We start from the raw sequence: 21,287 nt of genomic DNA on the forward strand, positions 1-21,287 counted from the left end.
TTTATTCCCCCCTAAGCACCCTTTTTTTTATTGAAAAAACTATTGAACACGTAATCGAGCTGATTCCACTTGCCAATAAGATACTCGCTAACAAGTCACTAGGATAGTGAACCCCAAATAGCAGGCGGCTCATCATAATAAGCAGTAAATAAACCAATCCCAAAAACATAGCTATTTTTTGGCTAATAGGTCGTTTGCCTCTTTTGCCAGAAGCTATTTGTGCGAAGAAAAAGAGGAGAGAAATAATTAGCGTGGTCGCTAATAGTGTATGCCCACTTGGAAAACTGGCGGACGCCCGTTCCATACTGTCAGCAAACTCCGGTCTTGGGCGATCAACGAATTTCTTGATCACTTGGCCAACACCACTGATTATGATCATATTTCCCATCAACCAAAAACTCTCGATCCGTTTCTTCCGAAGAAACAAAATTGCTGCCAATAGAAAATGAATAGCCGCTATCGGGACGATCGTTGCCGTGCTAGCAAGCGGAACAAAAATCGCTTCTACTGTAGCCGTCCGCCATTGAGGCACGTGGGAAAACAGGTTATCAAGCGTTTGGAACCACTGCGGCTCTAGTGCTACAAGGAAAAACAACCATGCGAAACAGCTACAAAGCAGTCCACCTATCACCCCTTGTTTTGCTGTCTTGCTCATGTTAATCCCCTACTTTCTTTTAATGCGTACGATCGTTTCTTCGCTTTAGTCGGGAATTTTTCTAACCCGAAAATAATTCCCATCGCAATACTGATCGCAATCAACGAGGTTCCTCCTTGGCTTAAAAATGGCAGAGGAATTCCCGTTAATGGCAGCAACCCAATCGCCGCGCCGATATTTTCAAAGATCTGAAAGACTAAGCCAAAAACGTACGTGATGGCGATATAGACCGACGCCTTGTTATTCGTTTTTAACGCAGCGAAAATGATTTGATAGATGAGATAAAAATACAAGAAGATCACTAAAGTACTTCCTAAAAAGCCATAGGTTTCACCAATAACTGTAAAAATCATATCTGATTCACGAACCGGCACGTACACTGTTGTATGGGTGTCAGGTGCTCCCAATAAGCCTCCTGAGCCAATCGCCCACATACTGCGAACTTGTTGGAACGCGATAGAGTCTTGATACGCTAGGGGATCTGCCCATGCTCGCACCCGGTCTAATTGATACTGCGAGAAATGAAGTCGAAACAAGACACGATTGCCCCATTCCGTAAACACGAGCAGCAATAAAATAGCGCCAAGGGCTGCAATCAAACCGATCACTACGGTCAAAATTTTCCAATGAACACCAGAGATAATAAATAAAGCCCCTAACATCACGATAAACACTAAACTCGTACCAAAGTCCCGTTGCATAAACATCAATAGAAATGTCGGTATACTATAAAGCAAGATCTTAGTGACATAGATCAAATCGGATTTAATGGTCCGTTCGGCTTTTCGTTTTTCATACACTAAGGTGAGATAGACCATAAAAAGCATAAAGGCCACTTTCATAAACTCTGAGGGCTGAATGGTAAAGTCGCCGATTCTGATCCAGCGTTTGGTATGCGTCTGCTCAAACATCGTTTGATCGTAGAACCAATGAAGAGAAGCCATCAGACCTAGTGCCAATACATACAAAAGACCCGAAAAGCGTAAGAGCAAATTGGTTGGGATCAAACTTGTAACGAAGAGCGCGATGGCGGATAGAACACAAAAAACGATCTGTCGAAAAACGATTCCAGAAGGATCATTGCCATCCATTACAGAAGCTTGATGCTGGACCCAAATGCTTAGCAAAAAAAGCAGAAAAACGGGTAGCAACAAGGCATAGTTTGCATCATGTCGTTTGAGGAACTTCATTTCGTTTGCCCTCCTCTCGCTCTAATTTCAGGCACATACTAAAGGCAAATGAAAGAATAAAGTAACTGGAGCCACCATAGCTGATAAATGGTAACGGTACCCCCGTCATCGGCATCAACCCTAAAATACTGGCTATATTGATACTTGTTTGCAACAAAAGTAATGTACTTGTTCCTAGCAATATCAACCCAATCTGAGGGTTTTCAATAGCGGCGGAACGAATAAATAAACGTAAGATGATTACGTACAATAAGCCAATAACAAAAATCCCGAAAAGCAAGCCAAGCTCTTCTACTAAAACGGAAAAAATAAAATCGGTTTCCGCAACTGGTAAAAAGCCTTTTTTCGTAATACTGTTTCCTAAACCGAGACCAGTAAGCCCTCCGTTAAATAAAGCATAGTAAGAATGGATCATTTGGAACCCCTGATTGTAAGGGTCGGAGAATGGATCGCCTACTAAGCGAATTCGGTTATATACGTGCATAAAAATATGAGGCAATAAATCATTGTCGCCTAAAAACATGATCAACAGGGCAGCCAAGAACAGACTAACCAATAAGCCGCCAAATAAAAGAGCCGTCAGCTTCACGGGCACTTGTACCGTAGTTATCATGACAAATGCTAAAAAAAGCAAAATCATCACACCGGCTATTTTCGGTTGAAACAGGATCAACACACAGCACAAAAACAAAACGAAAAGCGGACGTTTCATTTCCTGCAAGGTGGTTTTTGCTGTTTGAAAGTAATGAGCAAGGTACAAGACCATCCCTACATTCACGATCTCTGATGGTTGAAATTGAATCCCTGCGATCGAGACCCAGCGTTGTGCCCCATTAACAGAGACTCCAAAAAAGGGCAAACGAGCTAAGAGCAAGGTAAAGATCCCAAATGCTAGCAGACCGATCGCTAAGTATTTGCTAAGCAAAATCTCTCTTCGCGTCCGCTGAATAATGAATAAAAGAACCCAGCTAAGTAACAAAAAGACCAATTGACGGATAAATAGCGACGCTGGTGGTTGATCTCTCGTTAATAAACGGTATGAACTTGCACTATAAATCATTAAAAGACCGATAAGGCTCAATAGCAAATAAGCTATGATCAGCAGCCAATCGATCTTCTTTTTTTCTATCATTGCTTCCACTCCTCTTGCCTTGGAGTAGGTGTTCAGACGGTACCAGTTATTTTGCTCTATGAGCTTCGTCATCCATCAGAAAGAAAAGCAAAAAAGTCTCACTTCTCTTAGGACGTCAGACTTTAGCAGCAATCTCATCGTCCGAGTTTTAGCACTATACAACGTAAAGAAAGTCATTTGCTCTCTTAGCTATTTTATGAAAAGCCTTAATCCGACAATTCCTGTTTTACACATTGGCGTCTTTCGACGTTTCTGCGCAATAGCTTGTGTTTGTATAGGAGCCTCACCTAACAAGGTTATATGTTATTTTTCAATCCAATATGAATGGTACCCTTCCTCGAATAAAGATACAACCAATTCTCTGTTATTTTTATTTTTCTTTAACTTTTCTTAAAGAATTTAGATATTTCGAATATTTTCTGCTCTATAAAGAAAAAACAACCAAAATAATCATCCAAACAAAGGAACGGCATCGATAAAGGACGTTATTAAAAAAACGAACATAAAAAAAAAAGCAGTCCTTTTTCTAGGTGCTGAAAAAGGACTGCTTGCTTGATTTTGGTCTATCGAATGAAATTTTCTTTATCTATCAATCCACGGGTCGATTGGTTTGCCGTTCTTGCGCTGCTTTTCGTAACTGCTTCTGCGCTTTTTTTGATCCCCGTTCAATATCTCGAGTAAACTTGCGCTGCGCAAACTCAACGAATAGCTGATCAAGATCATAACCTGCGGGATAGAGCACCTCTCGCTTTGTGAGGAGTTGCAAGCGACGTGCGGCAACAACAAAAAATTGTTTCTCAATTGAAATTTTCGCTTGTCCTTGTTCCAAATACTCATAAAAAAGCCCGCGCTGGTTATGTTCTGTTGAAAAGACCAAGTCTCCTTTTTGAAAAATAAGATCTATCTTGGCTTCTTGTTGAGGGGTTTGTTTCTTCCCCTTTTCAAAAGGTTCCTTCTCAAAAGAATAGGTTTTATGCTTTAAATATTCCTTTGCTGTTTGGACTACGTCAGCGGGGATCGCCATCTTTTCGGCAATCCAAAACGCATTACTATCACCGACTGCATTCGTCAGCAAGCGATATTTTGGTGTCAAGGTTTTGGCATCAAAAGCCATTGCCGCTGTTTCGAAATCTTGATGATCGACGGCAAACTGCTTGATTTCACCATAATGCGTTGTTGCGATCATTAAAGCTCCTGAGCGATAGATGGATTCCATGATGGCGATCGCCAAAGCAGCCCCTTCATTGGGCTCAGTGCCGCTGCCGATTTCGTCCAATAAAACAATACTGTGTCGGGTAGCATTCTTCATAATCTGAGCAATGTTCGACATGTGTCCAGAGAAGGTACTTAAAGAATTTTCCAAACTTTGTTGATCGCCAATATCCATCCAAAGACTTTTTAAAAACGGTACACTGCTCTTGCCGTTGTGCGCTGGAAATAACCCATAATGAGCCATTGCGCAAACAAGTCCGACGGTTTTTAAGACAACGGTCTTGCCCCCAGCATTGGGCCCCGTGATGACCATGCAGCGGTTTTCTTCACCAAGTTTTAAAGAAAGAGGAACCGCATCACGCCCCAGCAAAGGATGGCGGACTTGATCAAGAAGCAAGACTTCTTCCTCAGTCATAGTTATCGGTTGCCCATTGATTTCCCGGCAATATTTTCCCCGAGCAAAAATAATATCCAGCACAACTAAAATGTCAAGACAGGCAAACACGGCATTCATTTGTTCGGCGATCGCCCCTGTCAACTCTGACAACACTTGGTATTGAGCGGCTGTTTCTTCTGCTTGCGCCAAGATCAATCGATCATTTAGACGGGCAGCTGCCTCCGGTTCAATAAAGACAGTCGCTCGTTTATTGGAACGTTCAATGATCGTTCCTTTGAATTGCTGTTGGAATTCAGCACGCACGGGTAATGTATATCGGTCGTTCTTTTTGATGACACGATTTTCTTGTAAATAGCGACTTTCCTTAAAAAACTTTGCAAAAACTTTTTTCAGATCAGCTTCATATTTTTCGATCGTACCGCGAATTTTCCGCAATTCTCGACTGGCATTACTATCAACCTGACCATTGCGAATCTTTTGGAAAATCATTTCGGCGATTTCAGAAAAGTCTTCTAAACCTTGCGCATATTGATGTAATTTTGGGGCGATCGATTGATTCTTTTCGAACAATTGACGGATGATTCGAAAAGACCGTAAAAAGTCTCCATATTCAATAAGCTCCTGTGGTTCTAAAACAAACCCTTTTTCAATTTTCTCCGTATGGTGTAAGACATGCTGCAGCCCCATGAAAGGGACTTGACGACCGGCGGCTAATAGCGCCATCGCTTCAGTGGTCTCTGTCACTCGTTTTTGCGCAGAGTGGATCGTCGCTGCTGGTTTTTCATTCGCAAAGCGCGCTTTGCCGTAATCACTGATTATTTTTTTACTTACTTGTTCTTTGATTTGTTCAAATTCAGTTGCTTTTGGTATATTCATGAGTAATCCTTTCTTGTGCCTGAGGATCCCGGTAACATCCCCGTCCAAAAAAGTGTACAAAAAAAGCGACAGTCTCCCATCACCTGATTCATCAATAACGATTTTTATCGGTATCTACAGGCACAACAAATAAACAGTCTGTTTTTGCTTATTTGTTTTAATTGGCTGGTTAGATACCTACGACACTCATCAATATACCTCTTTCTTTTTTGAACGAGTTTTTTTCATTGTAATATAGAAGCTGTCCGTCTGTCAACTGCACCCAAACTGCCCTTACAAAAAGAAAAAACGCTCAGCAGCTCCTAGAAGCCCCTGAGACGTTTTTAGATTTTAAATGATGCAGATGCTTACGAGCGAATCAGGTGATCAAAGGCACCTAATGCCGCAGTGGCACCTGAACCCATTGAAGTGATGATCTGTTTGTATACACTATCGGTACAATCTCCCGCTGCAAAGACCCCTTCAATGTTGGTTGCACCGTGTTTGTCTACCACGATCTCATTACGCTCGTTTAAAACGATACGGTCTTTTAACCATTCAGTATTCGGCATTAAGCCAATCAAAATGAAGACACCCTCAACAGCTAATGTGAATTCGCCATTCGTTTCACGGTCAATGTAGGTCAATTGTTCGACATGATCGGATCCAGCAATTTCCTTCGTTGCCGCATTCGTAATAACAGTCACATTTTCTAACGTGTTCAAACGGTTTTGTAGCACAAGGTCCGCTTTTAGTTCTGGTAAAAATTCAAGAACATAGACGTGTTTTGCCATGCCAGCTAAATCGATCGCTGCTTCGATCCCAGAGTTTCCGCCGCCAATGACAGCAACCTCTTTCCCAGCAAATAACGGGCCGTCACAATGTGGACAATAGGCAACACCTTTATTTTTGAATTCTTTTTCTCCTGGAACATTGATGTTACGCCAGCGAGCGCCAGTTGCTAAAATGGCCGTTTTGGTTTTTAATACTGCACCATTTTCTAATTCAACTTCGATGACGTCATTGCGGCGAATATCTTTCGCACGCTGCCCTTTCATCACATCTACATTGTATTCGTTGATGTGCTCTTCTACCTGACGCATTAATTTTGGTCCTTCGGTATAAGGAGTACCGATCATGTTTTCGATCCCCAGGGTTTCCATTACTTGTCCACCCATTGTTTCGACGACCATCCCAGTATTGATGCCTTTACGCGCTGCATAAATCGCTGCGCTTCCGCCTGCAGGTCCGCCACCGACAACTAACACATCGAAAAGCTCTTTTTCAGCAAAGTCATCTTTACTCGTCGGACCAGCTGCTTTTTCCAACAACTGTTCGATCGTTTGACGGCCGCTTGCAAATTCTTCACCGTCTAAAAAGACGGTTGGCACAGCCATAATTTTTTTCTTGTCAATTTCTTCTTTGAACATCCCACCTTCGATCATAGTGTGACTGATGGAAGGATTTAGCACTGCCATGATATTTAACGCTTGAACAACATCAGGACAGTTATGGCAGGTCAAACTGACATAGGTTTCAAAATGTAATGGCTTATCGATCGCTTTGATGCGCTTTTGAAGTGTTTCGTCAATTTTCGGCGGACGACCGCTTACTTGAAGCAACGCTAAAATAAACGAAGTGAACTCATGTCCTAACGGTAAACCAGCAAAAGCGATGCCGCTTTCTTCACCGGGACGATTGATCGAAAAGCTTGGTGTCCGTTCACTTGCTACAGCTTGGATCGTGATTTTTGGCGACATTTCTGCGATTTCTTCTAAGAATTCACGTACTTTCGTGGAAGAATCATCCTCACCTAAAGTTGCCGCAAAAACAACCTCTGATTCTAGCATCGCGAGATACTGTGTCAGTTGGTCTTTGATTGCCTTATCTAATGCCATGAGAGCCTCCTAAATCTTGCCTACAAGGTCTAAGCTTGGCGTTAAAGTTTCTTCGCCTTCTTTCCATTTTGCAGGACATACTTCACCTGGATGAGTACGGACATATTGTGCAGCACGGATTTTATCGATCAAGCCACTAGCGTCACGACCGATACCGTCCGCATTGATCTCAACTGTTTGGACTACGCCATCTGGATCGATGATGAATGTTCCACGTTGAGACAACCCAGAAGCTTCATCTAGTACATCAAAGATCTCTGAAATCACATGAGAAGGATCTGCAATCATGATATATTCGATTTTATTGATGGCATCAGAGTGATCATGCCATGCTTTATGGGTGTAATGAGTATCTGTTGATACAGAATAAACTTCTGCGCCTAATTCTTTTAATGATGCATATTGATCTTGCAAATCTTCAAGCTCTGTCGGACAAACAAATGAGAAATCTGCAGGATAAAAACAAACAACGTTCCATTTTCCTTTAAAATCTTCTGATGAAACATCGATAAATTTTCCATTGTGGTAAGCTTTCGCTTCGAATGAACCAATCTCTTTTCCAATTAATGACATATCATTTCCTCCAATTAGAATAATTATTTGAGAATAATCTCTATTAATTATTAGTATATCTAACTATAAAAAGCAATAGTTTATTCAGAAATAGTCAAAAAAAATGTTATCCTCCTCAGAAATGAGCATATTTATTTTCTATCCAACACAAATAGAGTATAGTAAAAAAGTTTGGTTAATCATATCTAAGCAAAGTTCCTACCTGTTAGATTCTCAATTACATCTCCTATTCTCAATTAAACAAAAAAAGATTGCCTCTTCCTATGATTCCTCACAAAGTAACGTGAGTCATAGAAAAAGACAATTTTTTTATTTAGTATTTAAATAGTTGAACAATCCACTGATCGTTCGCTCCCTCAACGTGATCCGCTTGCCGTCTAAAAAAACTTCTTCGACTGGGTAATGGTCTTGAAAAGGTGGAACTTCCAAGTATTGGCTCGCAAGAAAGCGCTCCGGGGATTCGACTGTTGCTATTTCTTTGCTGCCATTTTTCAGATAATGAATTTCTAACATATCCATTGCCTCTTTTCTTGTTTTCTGAACTCTTAAAAAGCATTGAGAGAACTTCATTTCTCGCTGTTCTTTTTTGATGGGTTCAGTTACAAGGCGTATTATAATCTTCCTTTTTTTAAAAGTAAAGAAAGCACTCTCGATTGAAGTGTCTCTTATTTTTTTGCTTTCGTATGTCCGATAAAGTAGTCCTCTAAGACACCACCAATAACAAAAATGACCCAAGAGTAAGCCCATGCATGAAACATGAAGGACCAAAGCATGTAAACGACCAAAATCACTGGCCAGTAGACTGTTCGAAAAAAGGTAACTCTACCAGCGGATTCGCCATATTTATGACGTGTTGCTCGATCCCCCGGATGGTCTTCGTCGCGAATAAAATACGTCTCAGTTGCCAGCTTCGCAAAGCCTGTACGGATAATACTTACATAAATAATAAAGAAAACACCTGCTGCAACCGTCAAGAAAAACAAGGAAATCCCAAATTCAACAGAATAATAAAACACTTCACTTAAAAGTACAGGCGCAATTGATAAAATACAGGCACCAATTCCTAAAACAAGACCAATCCGAAAACTTTTTTCATAATTTGCGAGTTGCTGAGCGGCTTCTCGTTTGGCATCCCTTTTGATTGGACGATCATCCAACTGTTTACGAGCACCGGAAAAGTGCAAGCTGCTAGAGATAATAAAACCGACCCCGATGGCGATAAAAAGAAACATCACCATTATTCCAAAGGTCTCAGCATATATACTAACAAAGAGCATCAAGGCTGCTAGGGATGCGATACAAAAACCGATTCCTATAGATAACGAGAAAGCAAAGTGTCGCACAGTTCCCCAATAATCAAACGCATCGTCTTCTGTGATGGCATCGGACCAATCATCAATCGGCGCTTCTTCTTTTGAAACATTTAACTCTTGCAACAGCTCGTCTACGGAACCAAACTCACTGATTACTGCACCAATGGCTTCATGCTCACTTTTCCCTTGGTGAATCAGTTCCAAGTAGTGGTCTTCCATAATCGCTAAGAGGTCTTCTTTTGCCTTCTTGGTTTCTGGTGTGATGGGTACTGATAAAAATAAGCTGTCTAGATAGTCATGAATGGTTTTCATTTGTCTCCTCCTTGTAAGAACTGGTCAACGACGATCTTTGTCTGCTGCCACTCCAATATTTTCTCCGTAAGGCTTGCTTTTCCGTCTGCAGTTATCTGGTAATAGGTCCGCTTTTTGCCATGTGTCACTTCTCCTGGATACGAACGGATCAATCCTTGTTTTTCTAGCCGAGTAAAAGCGGAATACAACGTCGTTTCTTTGATCACATATAAAGCATCTGTTCCTTCGCGAATACGCTTGGATATTTCATATCCATAAGAATCTTCATTGGAAAGAATGGATAAAATGATTGCGTCGTTATAGCCGCGAATTCCGTCACTCGAGATCACGCAATCGCCTCCTAAATTACTTCATCTGTCGTACTAATTATAAAACAATTACTACGACAGGTAAAGTAAAGCTGATAAAGTTATCAAAAATCAGTCGCAGGTCTTAGAAAAAAGGAAAATAAAAAGGGACACGCGTTCTCAGTCTACTGATAAGCGTTTCCCTTATTACTTGATTGCTTTTCTCACCTATTTATTCAACGGCTGGTTTGACATCGTCCATCATTAGTTGGATCGACTCCAAGCCTGAACCTGCTAAATACCAAACCGCAGCGTCCAATTCAATGACTTGATCGTTTTGCCCAGCATTTGTTTCTTGGACGATTTCATTTGCAACAAATTCACTTTCACTTTCATTGCCACCGATCGCTTTTGTCCGATCGATCACGAAAATGATATCAGGATTTTTTTCAAGCAAATACTCATAAGATATACTTTGTCCATGTGTCGACGCCTCTAATTCCTCATCTACTGCAGGGAAACCAAATGTATCATACAAGATACTGTAACGAGAACCTGGACCGAAAGCAGAAAGATTGCCTTCATTTACCATAACAACCAAGGCTTTCTCGTCAGCATTTTGCGCTTGCTCCTTCAAGGTATCGATCTGACCTTGTAACGATGCTAGTTGTTCTTGCGCTTCCTCTTCCTTACCAAAAATTTGACCAATGGTCGTAATGTTGGCTTCGATCGATGCCCAAGTATCACTATTGTCAACGCTTAAGATAACAGTTGGCGCGATTGCAGACAATTCCTCTTGGAAATCACGTTGTCGCCCAGAAATAATGATTAGGTCTGGCTGCAGTTGATTGATTTTTTCTAAATCAGGCTCTTTGATTCCCCCTGCTGATTCAACATCTGCATACGCTGATAAATAATCTGGTAAATTGCTGGTCGCAGCAGCAACGATTCGATCCCCAAGGCCAAGCGCATCCATCGTGTCTAAGGCACTATTGTCAAAAACCACCACTTTTTCTGGTGCATAAGGAACAGTAACGGTTCCATTGCTATCAGTGATTTCAACCTCTGTCGGTGTCTGTTCACTCTGAGCAGTTTGGCTTTGCTGTGTCCCTGTCGATTCGATTGTACCAGTATTATTTGATCCGCATGCGGTCAACCCCGCTAATACGAAAATACTCATAAAGCTTACTACAATTTTTTTCATTTTTTTCCTCCTTAGAAATACATTTTATTGGAAGGTATAGCAAAATTGCCGACCATCCACTTGTACCAGTTTGATTGGAATCTCATATAACGATGCCAACACTTGCTCCTGGATCACAGCCTCAGTGTCGGCCGCTTTAAAAATCTGACCGTTTTTCATGGCAACGATGTGATCGGCGTAGCGAGCGGCAAAATTAATGTCGTGCAAAACGATCACAACGGTTTTTTGATAGTCTTCCACCAAGGTGGTCAATAGCTTCATCAGCTGGTTGGCGTGCTTCAAATCTAGATTGTTTAACGGTTCGTCCAACAGCAGATAATCTGTATCTTGAGCCAAGATCATCGCCAAGTAAACTCGTTGTAGCTGACCACCAGAAAGCTCATGGATCGATTGATTGGCGTATTCGGTAAGGGATAGCTTAGCTAAAGAATCATCAATGATCCTATCATCTGCTGCCGATTGTCGCCCGCGGTTATACGGATAGCGACCAAATGCCACCAGTTCTCTTACAGTCAGATTGACTGCATAGCGATTGCTTTGTTGCAAAAAAGCCATTTTTTTGGCTAGCTCTTTGGATTTCCATTGGCGAATCTCAGTTCCATCTAAATAAATATCACCAGTTCTCTGGTCCAGCATCCGACTGACCAAGGAGAGTAAGGTACTTTTCCCCGCACCATTAGGCCCGATAAAGGCAATCATTTTCTGCTCAGGTAATGCTAAAGAACATTCGGTCAACACCTGTGTTTTCGCATAATTTTTGGATACATTTTTTGTTTCGATCATGATTTTTTCCTTTCCAGCAGCAATTTGCTTATAAAGAAGACGCCGCCTACTAATTGGATCACGGTGCCGATGGTCGTTTGCCATTGAAACACTTGTTCCACTAAGAACTGCCCTCCTACTAACAGGAGAAAACCAATCAGGCTGCCACCCGCAAACAACCACCCATGGCGATAGGTGGGAAAAAGCTGATAGGTGATCGTTGCCACTACAAAGCCGAGAAAAACAGCTGGACCTACGAGTGCCGTAGCGGTACCTGTCAGAAGCGCAATCAAAAATAAAATACCTCTATGAAGCCATTGAACAGGAACGCCTAGACTTTTGGCTTGCCCGCTTCCTAAATGTAATAGATTCAATTCTGGAATCAACAGAATCAGGCAGCTACTACCGATCAAAATGATCACAGCAGCAATTAAGAGATGTTGCGTATTGATATTGCCAAAGCTAGCGAATAAGCGTCCTTGCAGTAAATCATATTCATTCGGGTCCATCAAGACTTGCAAAAACGTGCTCAGACTACTGAACATCGTGCCGCATACCATTCCAGCCATCAACAACAAAAACAACCCGTTGACGGCTTTTTGATAGAAAAAACCGATCAATAAACTTCCTAGAATGGCAGTCAGACTGACAGAAAATAAAAACATCGCTGCTGTTTCTTGGCTTAGCATCTGGATCCCGCCAATATAAAAGAAACACAGGGTCTGAACCAGGACATATAGTTGATCCAAGCCTAAGATTCCTGGTGTTAAATAGCGATTGCTCGTAATAGTCTGTAAGGTGATCGTACTAAAGGAAATTGCGATCGCCACCAGAGCAAAGGCGAAGATCCGACGGCCCCGCAATGCAAAAGCAAATGACCAATTACCATAGGTGTTATAGGTCAGATAGGCAGTAGCGGCACAAAGGATCAGAAAGAACAAAAGAAAGAGTTTTTTCTTCATTGAAACTTCCTCCCCAGCAGCAAAATCAAGAAGCAGCAGCCACCTAGTACACCGGCAACCACACTTACGGGCATCTCATACGGAGCAATCACGATGCGTGCCAATACATCACATAAAAGTAAAAATGCACTTCCAGCAAAGCTGATCAGCAGTAGATTATTCTTCAAATGATCCCCAAAGACCATGCCGATCATATTTGGGATAACGATTCCTAGAAAAGGGATTTGTCCAACGGTCAATAAAACGACACTACTGGCAAACGCCACCAGAGCGAACACAGCAAAGCGTAAAAACAGATAATTGATCCCTAGACTCTTGGCGGCACCTTCTCCTAAACCAGCAATCGTGATTTCATAAGCTAGGAAATACAACAGACCGAATACTGGAATCGTCAAATACAAAAGTTCATACTGGCCAGCCATAATGGTAGCGAAGTTTCCTTGAAGCCAAGAAGAGACATTTTGAACCAATTGGAAGCGATAGGCCAAGAAGCTGCTAATGGCACCGATGATATTACCGAACATCACCCCTGTCAAAGGGAGCATCATTGGATCTTTCTTTGGTAGAAATTGGCTTAAAAATAAAAAGAACAAAACACCTGCATAAGCAAACACAAATGCTGCGGTTGTCCGAATCAAGTTTGAAGCATTTGGCAGAAAAAGCATGACTAGCAAAATTCCTAAACGAGCACTATCAGATAACCCGATCGACTCAGATGCCACAAATTTATTTTGCATCATATGTTGCATGATTTTCCCACATAAACTAATGATTCCACCTGCAATAATCAAACTGATTGTCCGTGGGAGCCTAACTTTTACCAAAACAAGCCAATGATTCGGATCACCCTGCTGTAAACCACTTAATGATAATTCATGAGTTCCTACGAGTAAGGAACAGCCCACAAGAAAAATCAAGATCAGCAGTAATCCGATTTTTTTCAACATGCCCCGCCCCCTCCTTATTGAGAATGATTCTCACTCTCTTTAATAGGGTACCGTATTTCACTTAAAATCACAAGAATTTTTTTTAAAAATCCCTTTACCAACGCAATTTCAGTGAAAACGAATCTGCGAAGGCAAGGGATTATGTGATATTTTTCTCTTATAAAAGACTGCGAGCACGTCTTTTTTTCTCAACGGAGCCTATTTAATCGCTTAAATCAAATAAATACTTGAGAAGGCTAGATTCAACTTCTGAGTTTCATTCAATAACAAATCATTCACACGTTCATTCGTTTCAATTTGTTGAACCCCCTGTGTAGTTCACACATGCTCATCCCATGCTAGGCGTAGCTTTTCAGATAAAGAGTACTGATGAGCTAACGTTTCCATCCAAGGAACATTCGTCTGCCGATAACAATCCTTTACCAAAAATCGTTCAGTCATAAAACGAGCGTCGTCATATTTTTTACGAGTTTCTTCATCAAAAAGATAGCGATACCAGTTGGCATCAAAGTTCAGCACAACCCCACCTGGTTTAATACGCGATACCTTTCATGGGCGCAATTGCTATTTTCTCTCGATTAATGTCAATTCACAAAAATAAACCTGCGATCATCGCAGGTTTATCAAGACTTACTATTTTACTTTAACAAGCCATCAAGGGCCAATTGATTCAAAAAGTGCAGTGGAAATGAGATGGTTGGATTGAAAAAATAATCCATTGTTGCTAACTGGTGCAAGGTCGTCTTGCTATTGATCAAGGTTGAGATCGTATTGATGATCTCCAAACTTCCACGATCACTCGTAATGATTTGTCCCCCCATGATCACTTTCGTTTGCTGATCAAAAATCAGTTTTAACGTTACTTCAAAATCCTCATCTGTCGCGAAAAATGTCCGAGAATGAAATGTTTGCGTCACTGAATCTACTTCAAAGCCGTAATACGGTGCCTCGGTCTCATTAATACCTGAACTGCTGACGAAATAGCCAAACAATTTACTGACGACGGTCCGTTGCATTTTTGGAAAAGGAATTTTCGTTGTTCCCCGTTCATTTGCCAATAAATTGGTGGCAGCAACGATCCCGGTGCGGTAAGCATTTGTTACTAAAGGAATATACAAGGAGCTATCCGAATGATTAAATGGGATCGAAACAAGATCCCCAATTGCATAAATCGCTGGGTCAGACGTTTGCAAATACTCATTTGTCGATACCGTGCCATCCAGATTTAATTTCAGAAAATCTTCTACTAGCGCAACATTTGGACGTGGATTGACAGCATAAACGACCACGTCAGCTTGAATTTCCGTTCCATTTGACAGCTCAATTCCTTGATAATCGCCTTTCTCATTTTTGATCGTATGAGCGACATTGCTGTTAAGATAGATCTGCAAATTTTTAGGAAAGCGTTCCATCAAAATTTTGGCAATTTCATGATCAAAATAACGGAACAACAGCGTATCCATGCGATCGATCAAATGAACGGCTTTTTGTTGTCCGCTTAAAGATTCCGCTAATTCAAACCCGATCAGACCAGCGCCGACGATCGCAACGGTTTGGGCATTCTCGATTTTTTCTAATGCTTGCTTTGATTGACCAATGGTTTTGTAGGTCGTTATATGTGCTTCGACATCTGAGGCAAACTCCGAACGGAAAGTACTCGATCCCATCGCCAAAATCAAGCCATCATAACTCACTTCATCTTCTTGCTGATAAGATTCCGTTGATGTGACAAAATGAACCGTTTGTTCTTGCGGAAAGATTTTTGTGACTTCACTGTTTAGCATCACATTGATTCCTTCTGAAAGAAGTTCACTGGCAGTTGCCGTTTTGGAATCTTCCAAACGCTGAATGTAACCTTCCAGTACTAAATTCAAACTGCTGGCAACATAACCAAGAACGCTTGATTTTTCTATAATTATCACATCGGCTTTTGGGTCAACTTTTTTTAAATGACGGGCAGCAGCAATTCCTGCATGAGAGCCTCCAATAATCACTATTCTCATATCTTTTCCAACTCGCTTTCAAGGTTCTCATTTCGTATTTCATCCACGATTTGATGAAGCCGCTCTTCTTCAAATGGGGTTGCACCACCTGTTAAAATCAATCGTTTTTTATAACGATAGCCTTCCGAGATCTCAGAATGATCAACGATCAATAGATCATAGTCCTTCTCCTTCGTCCCATCGAAGTGAATATTCGGATAGCCAGCCAATTCTTTGATCAAAAAGCGCCGTAAAAAGCCACTGCGTAATCGTGATTGAGTCAGTAAAATCCCTACCGTAAATGCTTTTTCCTGTTTTACTTGAATCCATTGACGGATCAAAAGCAATTCATTGGTCAAATGCTGCTTTTTCTCAAGAGAAAAGGACTGGTTTACGTTTTTCTCCAACTGTTCGATTGCTTGCTGTGCCACTTCGATCAAGCTCTCATTCGCAACACTTTGCGGCTGAAATTCAGCAAAGGCAATAATGCCGCCATGAATATACAACGCTTGGATCGTCACACTCGTCAAGAAGACGCGTAATTCCGTAGAAGTTTCTGTAGTCTTTCTTTCACTATCACCAATGGCCTGCAGCAGCTCCCCATTTAACGCATCGATCTCTTGGAAGAAAAGTGATTTTTGCAAGGAGTCATCCAGTGAAGGGCGAATCAAGCCTTCAGCTAATAAAAATAAATAGAAATATACCGTTTCATAATCGCTCCAGGATACGGCAAAACGACTGAGATAGCGCCCTAATATATTCCGCAAAAGCTGGAACATCGCTTCATTTTCCAATGACTTCAACAATGGATACGAGGCTTCATGCTGTTGCGAGCCGCGATAATCAAAACGGGCTTCCATAATGCCTAACCAAAGCCCGACTTTCCAACGCTCTGCTTGACTAAACGTTGTCTGCAACTGTTTTTCAATGACTCGAATCAAATTGTTGATGGCTGGTGCATTCAAGCGAGCGATCAATTCTTCATTGGGATAACTTTGTGAAAAAAACTGATAATAGAAAAAGCGAATCTGTTTTTCATCCCCAATCAATTTTTTATTTTTTAATTGGATGTCGAATTCTTTCAATAACTGATTGATCGCTTTGAATCGACGAAACAATGAAGCTTCACTCAACATCAGTTCTAACATCATTTTTGTCGTTGACTCATCTCGATGAAAAAACAAATACGACAATATCTGAAAATCGATTGCTTCTGAAAGATACGCATAAAAAAATTGCTTCAGGGAAAAATCAAGAGGCAATACCAATTGCACTTGATCATTTTCTGAATAGATCAAAGCTGCGTCTTCATGGAAAGCAGCTAAATTTTGATGAAGATTTTGAAGTTCTTTTTGCAAAGTGGGCGCGGAAATGGATAACGTTTTTGCAAGTTTTTTATAAGAGACTTCTGAGCCATTCTGAAAAAAAACAGCCAAAATTTGAAAATGTACCTGCTGATTTTTTTCAAGCAGCTGCATCACATTCATTCTTGAACCTCCTTCACCTTTCACATACTAATTTCCCAATTAATGAGTCGTTTGTCAACTATAAAAATTGCCTGAATGTCTTTGAGTTCGATTGAAAAAGCGTTATTTATTGTTCCTAAAGCATAGGAATGGTAAAATTCTTGAGAAGAAAGGTGGTGAACTATGGGAAAACGAATGTTAGCATTTTTTCGAACGGATCGATTATTTTCGATTTCCCTGCTACTAGCACTTATTGCGTGTTTTTTCGGCACCTTCCGTTGGTCGTTTATTGACTTTAAAGTGATTTTATCACTGTTTGGATTAATGTTAGTAATCAATGGGTTAGAAGAAGCTGGTCTTTTACGAGCATTTGGACAAAAATTAGTGGAAAAAAGTCGCAATCTGCGTGACTTGATCCGCGCAATCGTCTTGCTAAGCTTCTTAAGTTCGATGTTTTTAACAAATGACGTGGCTATCTTAACTTTATTGCCCATCTATTTACTCTTAACGAGGAAAGAACAACAGCACACCAGTGTCTTATTAGGCGCTGTCTATTTGATCGTAGCAGCCAATTTAGGAAGCAGCCTGTTTCCATTTGGAAATCCGCAAAATCTATTTTTATTTTCTTACTATCAGATTTCGCTGCCACAATTCATGTGGACTACCGGCACCTTTGTGGGACTTTCATTACTATTACTCCTTGTTTCGATCCAGCTCATCCCAAAGACTCCATTGGAAATCGCCCTGCAAGAAGAACCCTTTGAAAAAAAGCCAGCGCTGCTTAATGCAGGATTATTTGTCCTTATGATTCTTGGTATTTTTAGTGTTCTCCCTATTTCAATCGTCGTGCTTGTCGTCGCAGCCGTGGTTTGGTTTAGCAATAAACGATTATTTGCAAAAGTTGATTATCGGTTACTACTTACCTTTCTCTGTTTCTTCTTGATCGTCGGGAATATTCAAGACCTATCTCTGGTCACCGATCACATTCGACCGTATTTTCAAGAAACGCATCGCGCTTTTTTAGGTAGTATTTTACTCTCCCAAGGAATATCTAACGTTCCAGCAGCAATTTTGATTGCTCCTTTCACCGATTTAGAAAAAGCCGTTCTTTTGGGCGTCAATGTTGGTGGTTTGGGTACATTGATTGCTTCTTTGGCGAATTTGATTGGGTACAAATTATTGAAACAAGCCAGACCAAAAGAAGCGAGAACGTTTCAAAAGCTGTTTTTTATCGTCAACATCGTTTTTTTACTGTTATTAGGCAGCATCGTATACCTTCTATTGTAGCAAATTCTCTGTAAAACGAGATTCCAGCATAAGATGTTTCCAGTCAGCAGCCAAAAGAAGCCTAGCTCCTGTACCTGTTTCTTGATCTTATGTCAGAATCTCGTTTTTTTGATACCCATTGTGTGATTTTACTTAAGCTAAAAGAAGCTCAAAAGTGATTTTCGTTTGGCTTTCGACAGTCAATGCCTCACCAAAGACATGTTGAACCATTTGTTTCCGTTGTTCCAATGAATACTCCTCCTCAAAATAAAGATGAAATATTTCTTGATCGATCTCTTCCTTCAAAATATACTCGAATTGCCGACTCTGCCAATCGATCGCTTCTTCTGAAAACCACTTCTTGTACCAAGTGTTTAGGTTCAGGTCATTCTTCGCTGAAAGATTTTTTTCATAAGGCTGAAACACGTTTTCTTCTTCTGCGATCATTCTTAGAATAATCAATTGATGGGCCTTTTTTTGAAACTGAAGCAATGCTTCTTTGTCTCTGACTGCTGGATTCATTGCCATAAAAATACAGGGCCAGTGCTGGTCTGCAGATAAAAAGTCTTTTTGGCTCTGCTGAACCAGATGGAGCTTGTTCATCGGATCTTCCATCGTTTCTTCAATGATTTTTAACATTTCTTTTGAAAAATCAATGGCGTAATACTCATCTACATAAGGATAAAATGCTGAAATGTAGCGGCCAGTCCCCGCAGCAAAGTCAACGAAGGCCGATATCGGGAACACTTTTTGCTCCACCAAAAAAGCTGCTACCTCTTCGGCAATTTTCAATTGGGATTCTCTTTGAATCTGTGCATATTCTTGGGCAAATTCATCCCAAAACAGCATCGCTTCCTCTTCTTCCATCTAGCGGACGCCTCCAGCGATCACTGTCTTTCCTTTCGTTCCTTGCTCAACCGCTTTTGTAGCGAGCTTTAAGGTCTCGATGGTAATTCCTCCATCAAACGTTTGGACCGCAGTCGTATGAATCTTTTTGTCAGCAAGCAACGAGGCGATCCGTTGCAAAGTGCTCCCTTGTGTTTCAATCATCAACTGAGCATCTGTTTTTGCGAACATATACTCCCAATAAAAATCGATGCCGAGGTTTTTATATGGATTTAAATCTAGCGCTTCTTTCGTATTCACGATCATTCCGACTTTGCCAAACGGCAAGATTGCTTTCGTTAATTGTGGCAAATAGGCCGAGGCGTCATAAAAAATGGCAACGGCTGAAAAAGGCTCAGTGATTTGTTCAGCCAACGGCAAGCGATGATTAAGTACTTGATCCACTTGATTGTTTTTAAGCCACTGATCGTTCTTAGGACTCGCAGTGCCATAGACTGTCAATCCTGCCCATTTTGCTAGTTGCGCCGCAATTGAGCCAACACCACCGCTAGCATTGACCAATAAAATCGATCCTTCATTCGCGTTTTCTTCAGGCACGTACCCAAATTTTTCAAAAAGCAATTCCCACGCCGTAATACTCGTTAATGGCATAGCTGCAAGATCGCCATCAGAAAAGCCGGCTGGTGCCTTTGCTGCGATCCGAGAATCAACCGTTTGGAACCTTTGATTCGCACCAGGTCGTTGTGTGGTTCCAGCATAAAACACCCGATCACCAACGGCAAAGCCATTAACTGCTGAACCGATTTCTTTAACGATCCCAACGGCGTCATACCCTTGGATCTGGAACGCTTCACTTAAAGCAGTCATTTGCCGTCGTTTTGTATCGATTGGATTGACCGAAACTGCCTGTACTTCCACCAATAAATCATTTGCTTGGCAATTGGGTATCGGAATTTCCTTTTCAATAAATACATCGGACTCATCTAAAGATCGTCCTTCATAAAAACCTAGTGCTTTGTTTTTCATCATACTGCTCCTTCCAAAAAAAGTGCTGAATAGTTATAAAAACCATTCTAGCACTTTTAATGAATTTAGAACATTTATTCTTCACCTTCCACGACAAGCGGAACCAAAAATGGATAGCTTGTGAAGAAATCTAATAAGGATCGCTTCCATTGATCTGAATCAATCGTTAGTAAAGTGGACTCTGTATACAAATGAATCGTCAATCGTTGATTTTTATCAAGTAAAACAAGAATTTCGCCTTTGTTTTCTGTGATAAAATCATATTGCTGATTCTCCATTGTAATAATGAAAATTTGATCGAGAACTTCTGCTGCAACAGCAAAGTCCGTCTCCATATCGACAGCCAATGTTTGGGTATTGTCGATCAAGCTTGGTGAAACCGTAAAGCCTAATTCTTTTAAATGCGCCAATACCAAGTTGACATCATAATTAAAGAGCGACAGCTGATTGACCGAGAAAATATTCTCCGCATGCCATTGACTGATTAAATGCAAAATCTGTTCATCATTGACAACCACCGACTGGGAGTTTGAATTGATAGTCAACAATGGCAAATAATTAGATTGATACGTAGAATTGACTGGATTAAGTTTGAAACTAAACTCGAGCTCCTTTGTTTCTGTTAAACGAAAACGGACATTGAAATGCTTTGTCTTCCATGTGTCATAGTTATCAGTAGCAGTTAAATGAATCGTTTTTAATGGTTTCAAGAATTCATAGGCATAGTATTCAAGCAATGTCTTTTTGGCGATCACCGAAATATCTTGATCTGTTAAAATCAACTGGCGGTAATGAGCAAGCAATCCAGAAAAATCAGCTTCCATAATTGATTTTCTCAATTTTAAATCAGCTAGTTCGTTTTCGGCTTGCTCAATAAGCGATTCGATTCGTTGGTGATCTTGCGCTTTTACAGCATAATAATCATCTTCGTAGTCAGTTTCTTCTTTTGCTGAATCAAAAGAATCATCCACTACATTTCCACTATCTTCTACTAAAGGACCG

The 21,287-nt window shown here is 40.9% G+C and carries 20 protein-coding genes and 1 riboswitch (1 of these 21 running past the window's edge); of the genes, 1 reads left to right on the forward strand and 19 read right to left on the reverse strand.

Annotated elements, in window-relative coordinates:
* Position 1 precedes the first annotated feature (1 nt).
* The 16 genes from IGK61_RS09090 to IGK61_RS09165 form a co-directional block, all read right to left on the reverse strand.
* Positions 2–655: a phosphatase PAP2 family protein gene (locus IGK61_RS09090; RefSeq protein ID WP_074536729.1), complete on the reverse strand. Its 654-nt coding sequence runs from the start codon at positions 653–655 to the stop codon at positions 2–4.
* A complete protein-coding gene (locus tag IGK61_RS09095) occupies positions 652–1,845 on the reverse strand; it encodes an FtsW/RodA/SpoVE family cell cycle protein (protein WP_005226223.1) in 1,194 nt (397 codons plus the stop codon). The genes IGK61_RS09090 and IGK61_RS09095 overlap by 4 nt, the downstream gene beginning before the upstream one ends.
* A complete protein-coding gene (locus tag IGK61_RS09100; RefSeq protein WP_074536728.1) occupies positions 1,823–2,977 on the reverse strand; it encodes an FtsW/RodA/SpoVE family cell cycle protein in 1,155 nt (384 codons plus the stop codon). The genes IGK61_RS09095 and IGK61_RS09100 overlap by 23 nt, the downstream gene beginning before the upstream one ends.
* Positions 2,978–3,103: 126 nt before the next feature.
* Positions 3,104–3,279, reverse strand: a riboswitch (M-box (ykoK) riboswitch).
* 287 nt (positions 3,280–3,566) lie between these two features.
* Positions 3,567–5,462, reverse strand: coding sequence for an endonuclease MutS2 (locus IGK61_RS09105; protein ID WP_074536727.1), 1,896 nt, complete (start codon positions 5,460–5,462; stop codon positions 3,567–3,569).
* Positions 5,463–5,809: 347 nt separating this feature from the next.
* Entirely contained in the window at positions 5,810–7,339 is a 1,530-nt protein-coding gene (gene ahpF / locus IGK61_RS09110) for an alkyl hydroperoxide reductase subunit F (RefSeq protein WP_074536726.1), read from the reverse strand.
* Positions 7,340–7,348: 9 nt separating this feature from the next.
* On the reverse strand, positions 7,349–7,912 hold the full coding sequence (gene ahpC, locus IGK61_RS09115) for an alkyl hydroperoxide reductase subunit C (protein WP_005226227.1): 564 nt from the start codon (positions 7,910–7,912) through the stop codon (positions 7,349–7,351).
* A 309-nt stretch (positions 7,913–8,221) separates the two neighbouring features.
* On the reverse strand, positions 8,222–8,425 hold the full coding sequence (locus IGK61_RS09120) for a hypothetical protein (RefSeq protein ID WP_074536725.1): 204 nt from the start codon (positions 8,423–8,425) through the stop codon (positions 8,222–8,224).
* A 152-nt stretch (positions 8,426–8,577) separates the two neighbouring features.
* Complete coding sequence (locus IGK61_RS09125) at positions 8,578–9,537, reverse strand: permease prefix domain 1-containing protein (protein WP_074536724.1); 960 nt, start codon at positions 9,535–9,537, stop codon at positions 8,578–8,580.
* Positions 9,534–9,866 carry a PadR family transcriptional regulator gene (locus IGK61_RS09130; RefSeq protein ID WP_060791991.1) on the reverse strand — a complete coding sequence of 111 codons (333 nt, stop codon included), beginning with the start codon at positions 9,864–9,866 and terminating at the stop codon, positions 9,534–9,536. Before IGK61_RS09130 ends, IGK61_RS09125 begins: the two co-directional genes overlap by 4 nt.
* A gap of 190 nt (positions 9,867–10,056) precedes the next feature.
* Entirely contained in the window at positions 10,057–11,028 is a 972-nt protein-coding gene (locus IGK61_RS09135; protein WP_074536723.1) for a siderophore ABC transporter substrate-binding protein, read from the reverse strand.
* Positions 11,029–11,052: 24 nt separating this feature from the next.
* On the reverse strand, positions 11,053–11,811 hold the full coding sequence (locus IGK61_RS09140; protein WP_074536722.1) for an iron ABC transporter ATP-binding protein: 759 nt from the start codon (positions 11,809–11,811) through the stop codon (positions 11,053–11,055).
* Positions 11,808–12,752: an iron chelate uptake ABC transporter family permease subunit gene (locus IGK61_RS09145; RefSeq protein ID WP_074536721.1), complete on the reverse strand. Its 945-nt coding sequence runs from the start codon at positions 12,750–12,752 to the stop codon at positions 11,808–11,810. The genes IGK61_RS09140 and IGK61_RS09145 overlap by 4 nt, the downstream gene beginning before the upstream one ends.
* Positions 12,749–13,699, reverse strand: coding sequence for an ABC transporter permease (locus IGK61_RS09150; RefSeq protein ID WP_074536720.1), 951 nt, complete (start codon positions 13,697–13,699; stop codon positions 12,749–12,751). The genes IGK61_RS09145 and IGK61_RS09150 overlap by 4 nt, the downstream gene beginning before the upstream one ends.
* Positions 13,700–14,017: 318 nt before the next feature.
* Entirely contained in the window at positions 14,018–14,218 is a 201-nt protein-coding gene (locus IGK61_RS09155) for a hypothetical protein (RefSeq protein WP_017144376.1), read from the reverse strand.
* A 119-nt stretch (positions 14,219–14,337) separates the two neighbouring features.
* Positions 14,338–15,702, reverse strand: a complete 1,365-nt coding sequence (locus IGK61_RS09160) for an FAD-dependent oxidoreductase (protein ID WP_074536719.1) — start codon at positions 15,700–15,702, stop codon at positions 14,338–14,340.
* Positions 15,699–17,168, reverse strand: a complete 1,470-nt coding sequence (locus IGK61_RS09165; RefSeq protein ID WP_010748448.1) for a helix-turn-helix domain-containing protein — start codon at positions 17,166–17,168, stop codon at positions 15,699–15,701. Before IGK61_RS09165 ends, IGK61_RS09160 begins: the two co-directional genes overlap by 4 nt.
* Before the next feature lie 162 nt (positions 17,169–17,330).
* On the opposite strand from IGK61_RS09165, the gene IGK61_RS09170 reads away from it, so the two are divergent.
* Positions 17,331–18,434, forward strand: coding sequence for an SLC13 family permease (locus IGK61_RS09170; RefSeq protein ID WP_074536718.1), 1,104 nt, complete (start codon positions 17,331–17,333; stop codon positions 18,432–18,434).
* 132 nt (positions 18,435–18,566) lie between these two features.
* Here IGK61_RS09170 and IGK61_RS09175 read toward each other — a convergent pair whose 3' ends face one another.
* The 3 genes from IGK61_RS09175 to IGK61_RS09185 all read right to left on the reverse strand — a co-directional run.
* Positions 18,567–19,280, reverse strand: a complete 714-nt coding sequence (locus tag IGK61_RS09175; RefSeq protein WP_074536717.1) for a class I SAM-dependent methyltransferase — start codon at positions 19,278–19,280, stop codon at positions 18,567–18,569.
* Positions 19,281–20,288, reverse strand: a complete 1,008-nt coding sequence (locus IGK61_RS09180; protein ID WP_074536716.1) for a zinc-binding alcohol dehydrogenase family protein — start codon at positions 20,286–20,288, stop codon at positions 19,281–19,283.
* A 71-nt stretch (positions 20,289–20,359) separates the two neighbouring features.
* Positions 20,360–21,287, reverse strand: the 3' portion of a protein-coding gene (locus IGK61_RS09185; protein WP_060793107.1) for a hypothetical protein. The gene runs 134 nt beyond the window's last position; the window shows 928 of its 1,062 coding nt (coding positions 135–1,062); the start codon falls outside the window, past its right edge; it ends in the stop codon at positions 20,360–20,362.

It is taken from the genome of Enterococcus sp. AZ063 (assembly GCF_051715045.1).
GTDB classification, from domain to species: Bacteria; Bacillota; Bacilli; order Lactobacillales; family Enterococcaceae; genus Enterococcus_D; species Enterococcus_D casseliflavus.

Coding starts and splice junctions, on each gene's coding strand:
- IGK61_RS09090 (WP_074536729.1), bottom strand. CDS start 655: ATGAGCAAGACAGCAAAACAAGGGGTGATAGGTGGACTGCTTTGTAGC.
- IGK61_RS09095 (WP_005226223.1), bottom strand. CDS start 1,845: ATGAAGTTCCTCAAACGACATGATGCAAACTATGCCTTGTTGCTACCC.
- IGK61_RS09100 (WP_074536728.1), bottom strand. CDS start 2,977: ATGATAGAAAAAAAGAAGATCGATTGGCTGCTGATCATAGCTTATTTG.
- IGK61_RS09105 (WP_074536727.1), bottom strand. CDS start 5,462: ATGAATATACCAAAAGCAACTGAATTTGAACAAATCAAAGAACAAGTA.
- ahpF (WP_074536726.1), bottom strand. CDS start 7,339: ATGGCATTAGATAAGGCAATCAAAGACCAACTGACACAGTATCTCGCG.
- ahpC (WP_005226227.1), bottom strand. CDS start 7,912: ATGTCATTAATTGGAAAAGAGATTGGTTCATTCGAAGCGAAAGCTTAC.
- IGK61_RS09120 (WP_074536725.1), bottom strand. CDS start 8,425: ATGTTAGAAATTCATTATCTGAAAAATGGCAGCAAAGAAATAGCAACA.
- IGK61_RS09125 (WP_074536724.1), bottom strand. CDS start 9,537: ATGAAAACCATTCATGACTATCTAGACAGCTTATTTTTATCAGTACCC.
- IGK61_RS09135 (WP_074536723.1), bottom strand. CDS start 11,028: ATGAAAAAAATTGTAGTAAGCTTTATGAGTATTTTCGTATTAGCGGGG.
- IGK61_RS09140 (WP_074536722.1), bottom strand. CDS start 11,811: ATGATCGAAACAAAAAATGTATCCAAAAATTATGCGAAAACACAGGTG.
- IGK61_RS09145 (WP_074536721.1), bottom strand. CDS start 12,752: ATGAAGAAAAAACTCTTTCTTTTGTTCTTTCTGATCCTTTGTGCCGCT.
- IGK61_RS09150 (WP_074536720.1), bottom strand. CDS start 13,699: ATGTTGAAAAAAATCGGATTACTGCTGATCTTGATTTTTCTTGTGGGC.
- IGK61_RS09160 (WP_074536719.1), bottom strand. CDS start 15,702: ATGAGAATAGTGATTATTGGAGGCTCTCATGCAGGAATTGCTGCTGCC.
- IGK61_RS09165 (WP_010748448.1), bottom strand. CDS start 17,168: ATGAATGTGATGCAGCTGCTTGAAAAAAATCAGCAGGTACATTTTCAA.
- IGK61_RS09170 (WP_074536718.1), top strand. CDS start 17,331: ATGGGAAAACGAATGTTAGCATTTTTTCGAACGGATCGATTATTTTCG.
- IGK61_RS09175 (WP_074536717.1), bottom strand. CDS start 19,280: ATGGAAGAAGAGGAAGCGATGCTGTTTTGGGATGAATTTGCCCAAGAA.
- IGK61_RS09180 (WP_074536716.1), bottom strand. CDS start 20,288: ATGATGAAAAACAAAGCACTAGGTTTTTATGAAGGACGATCTTTAGAT.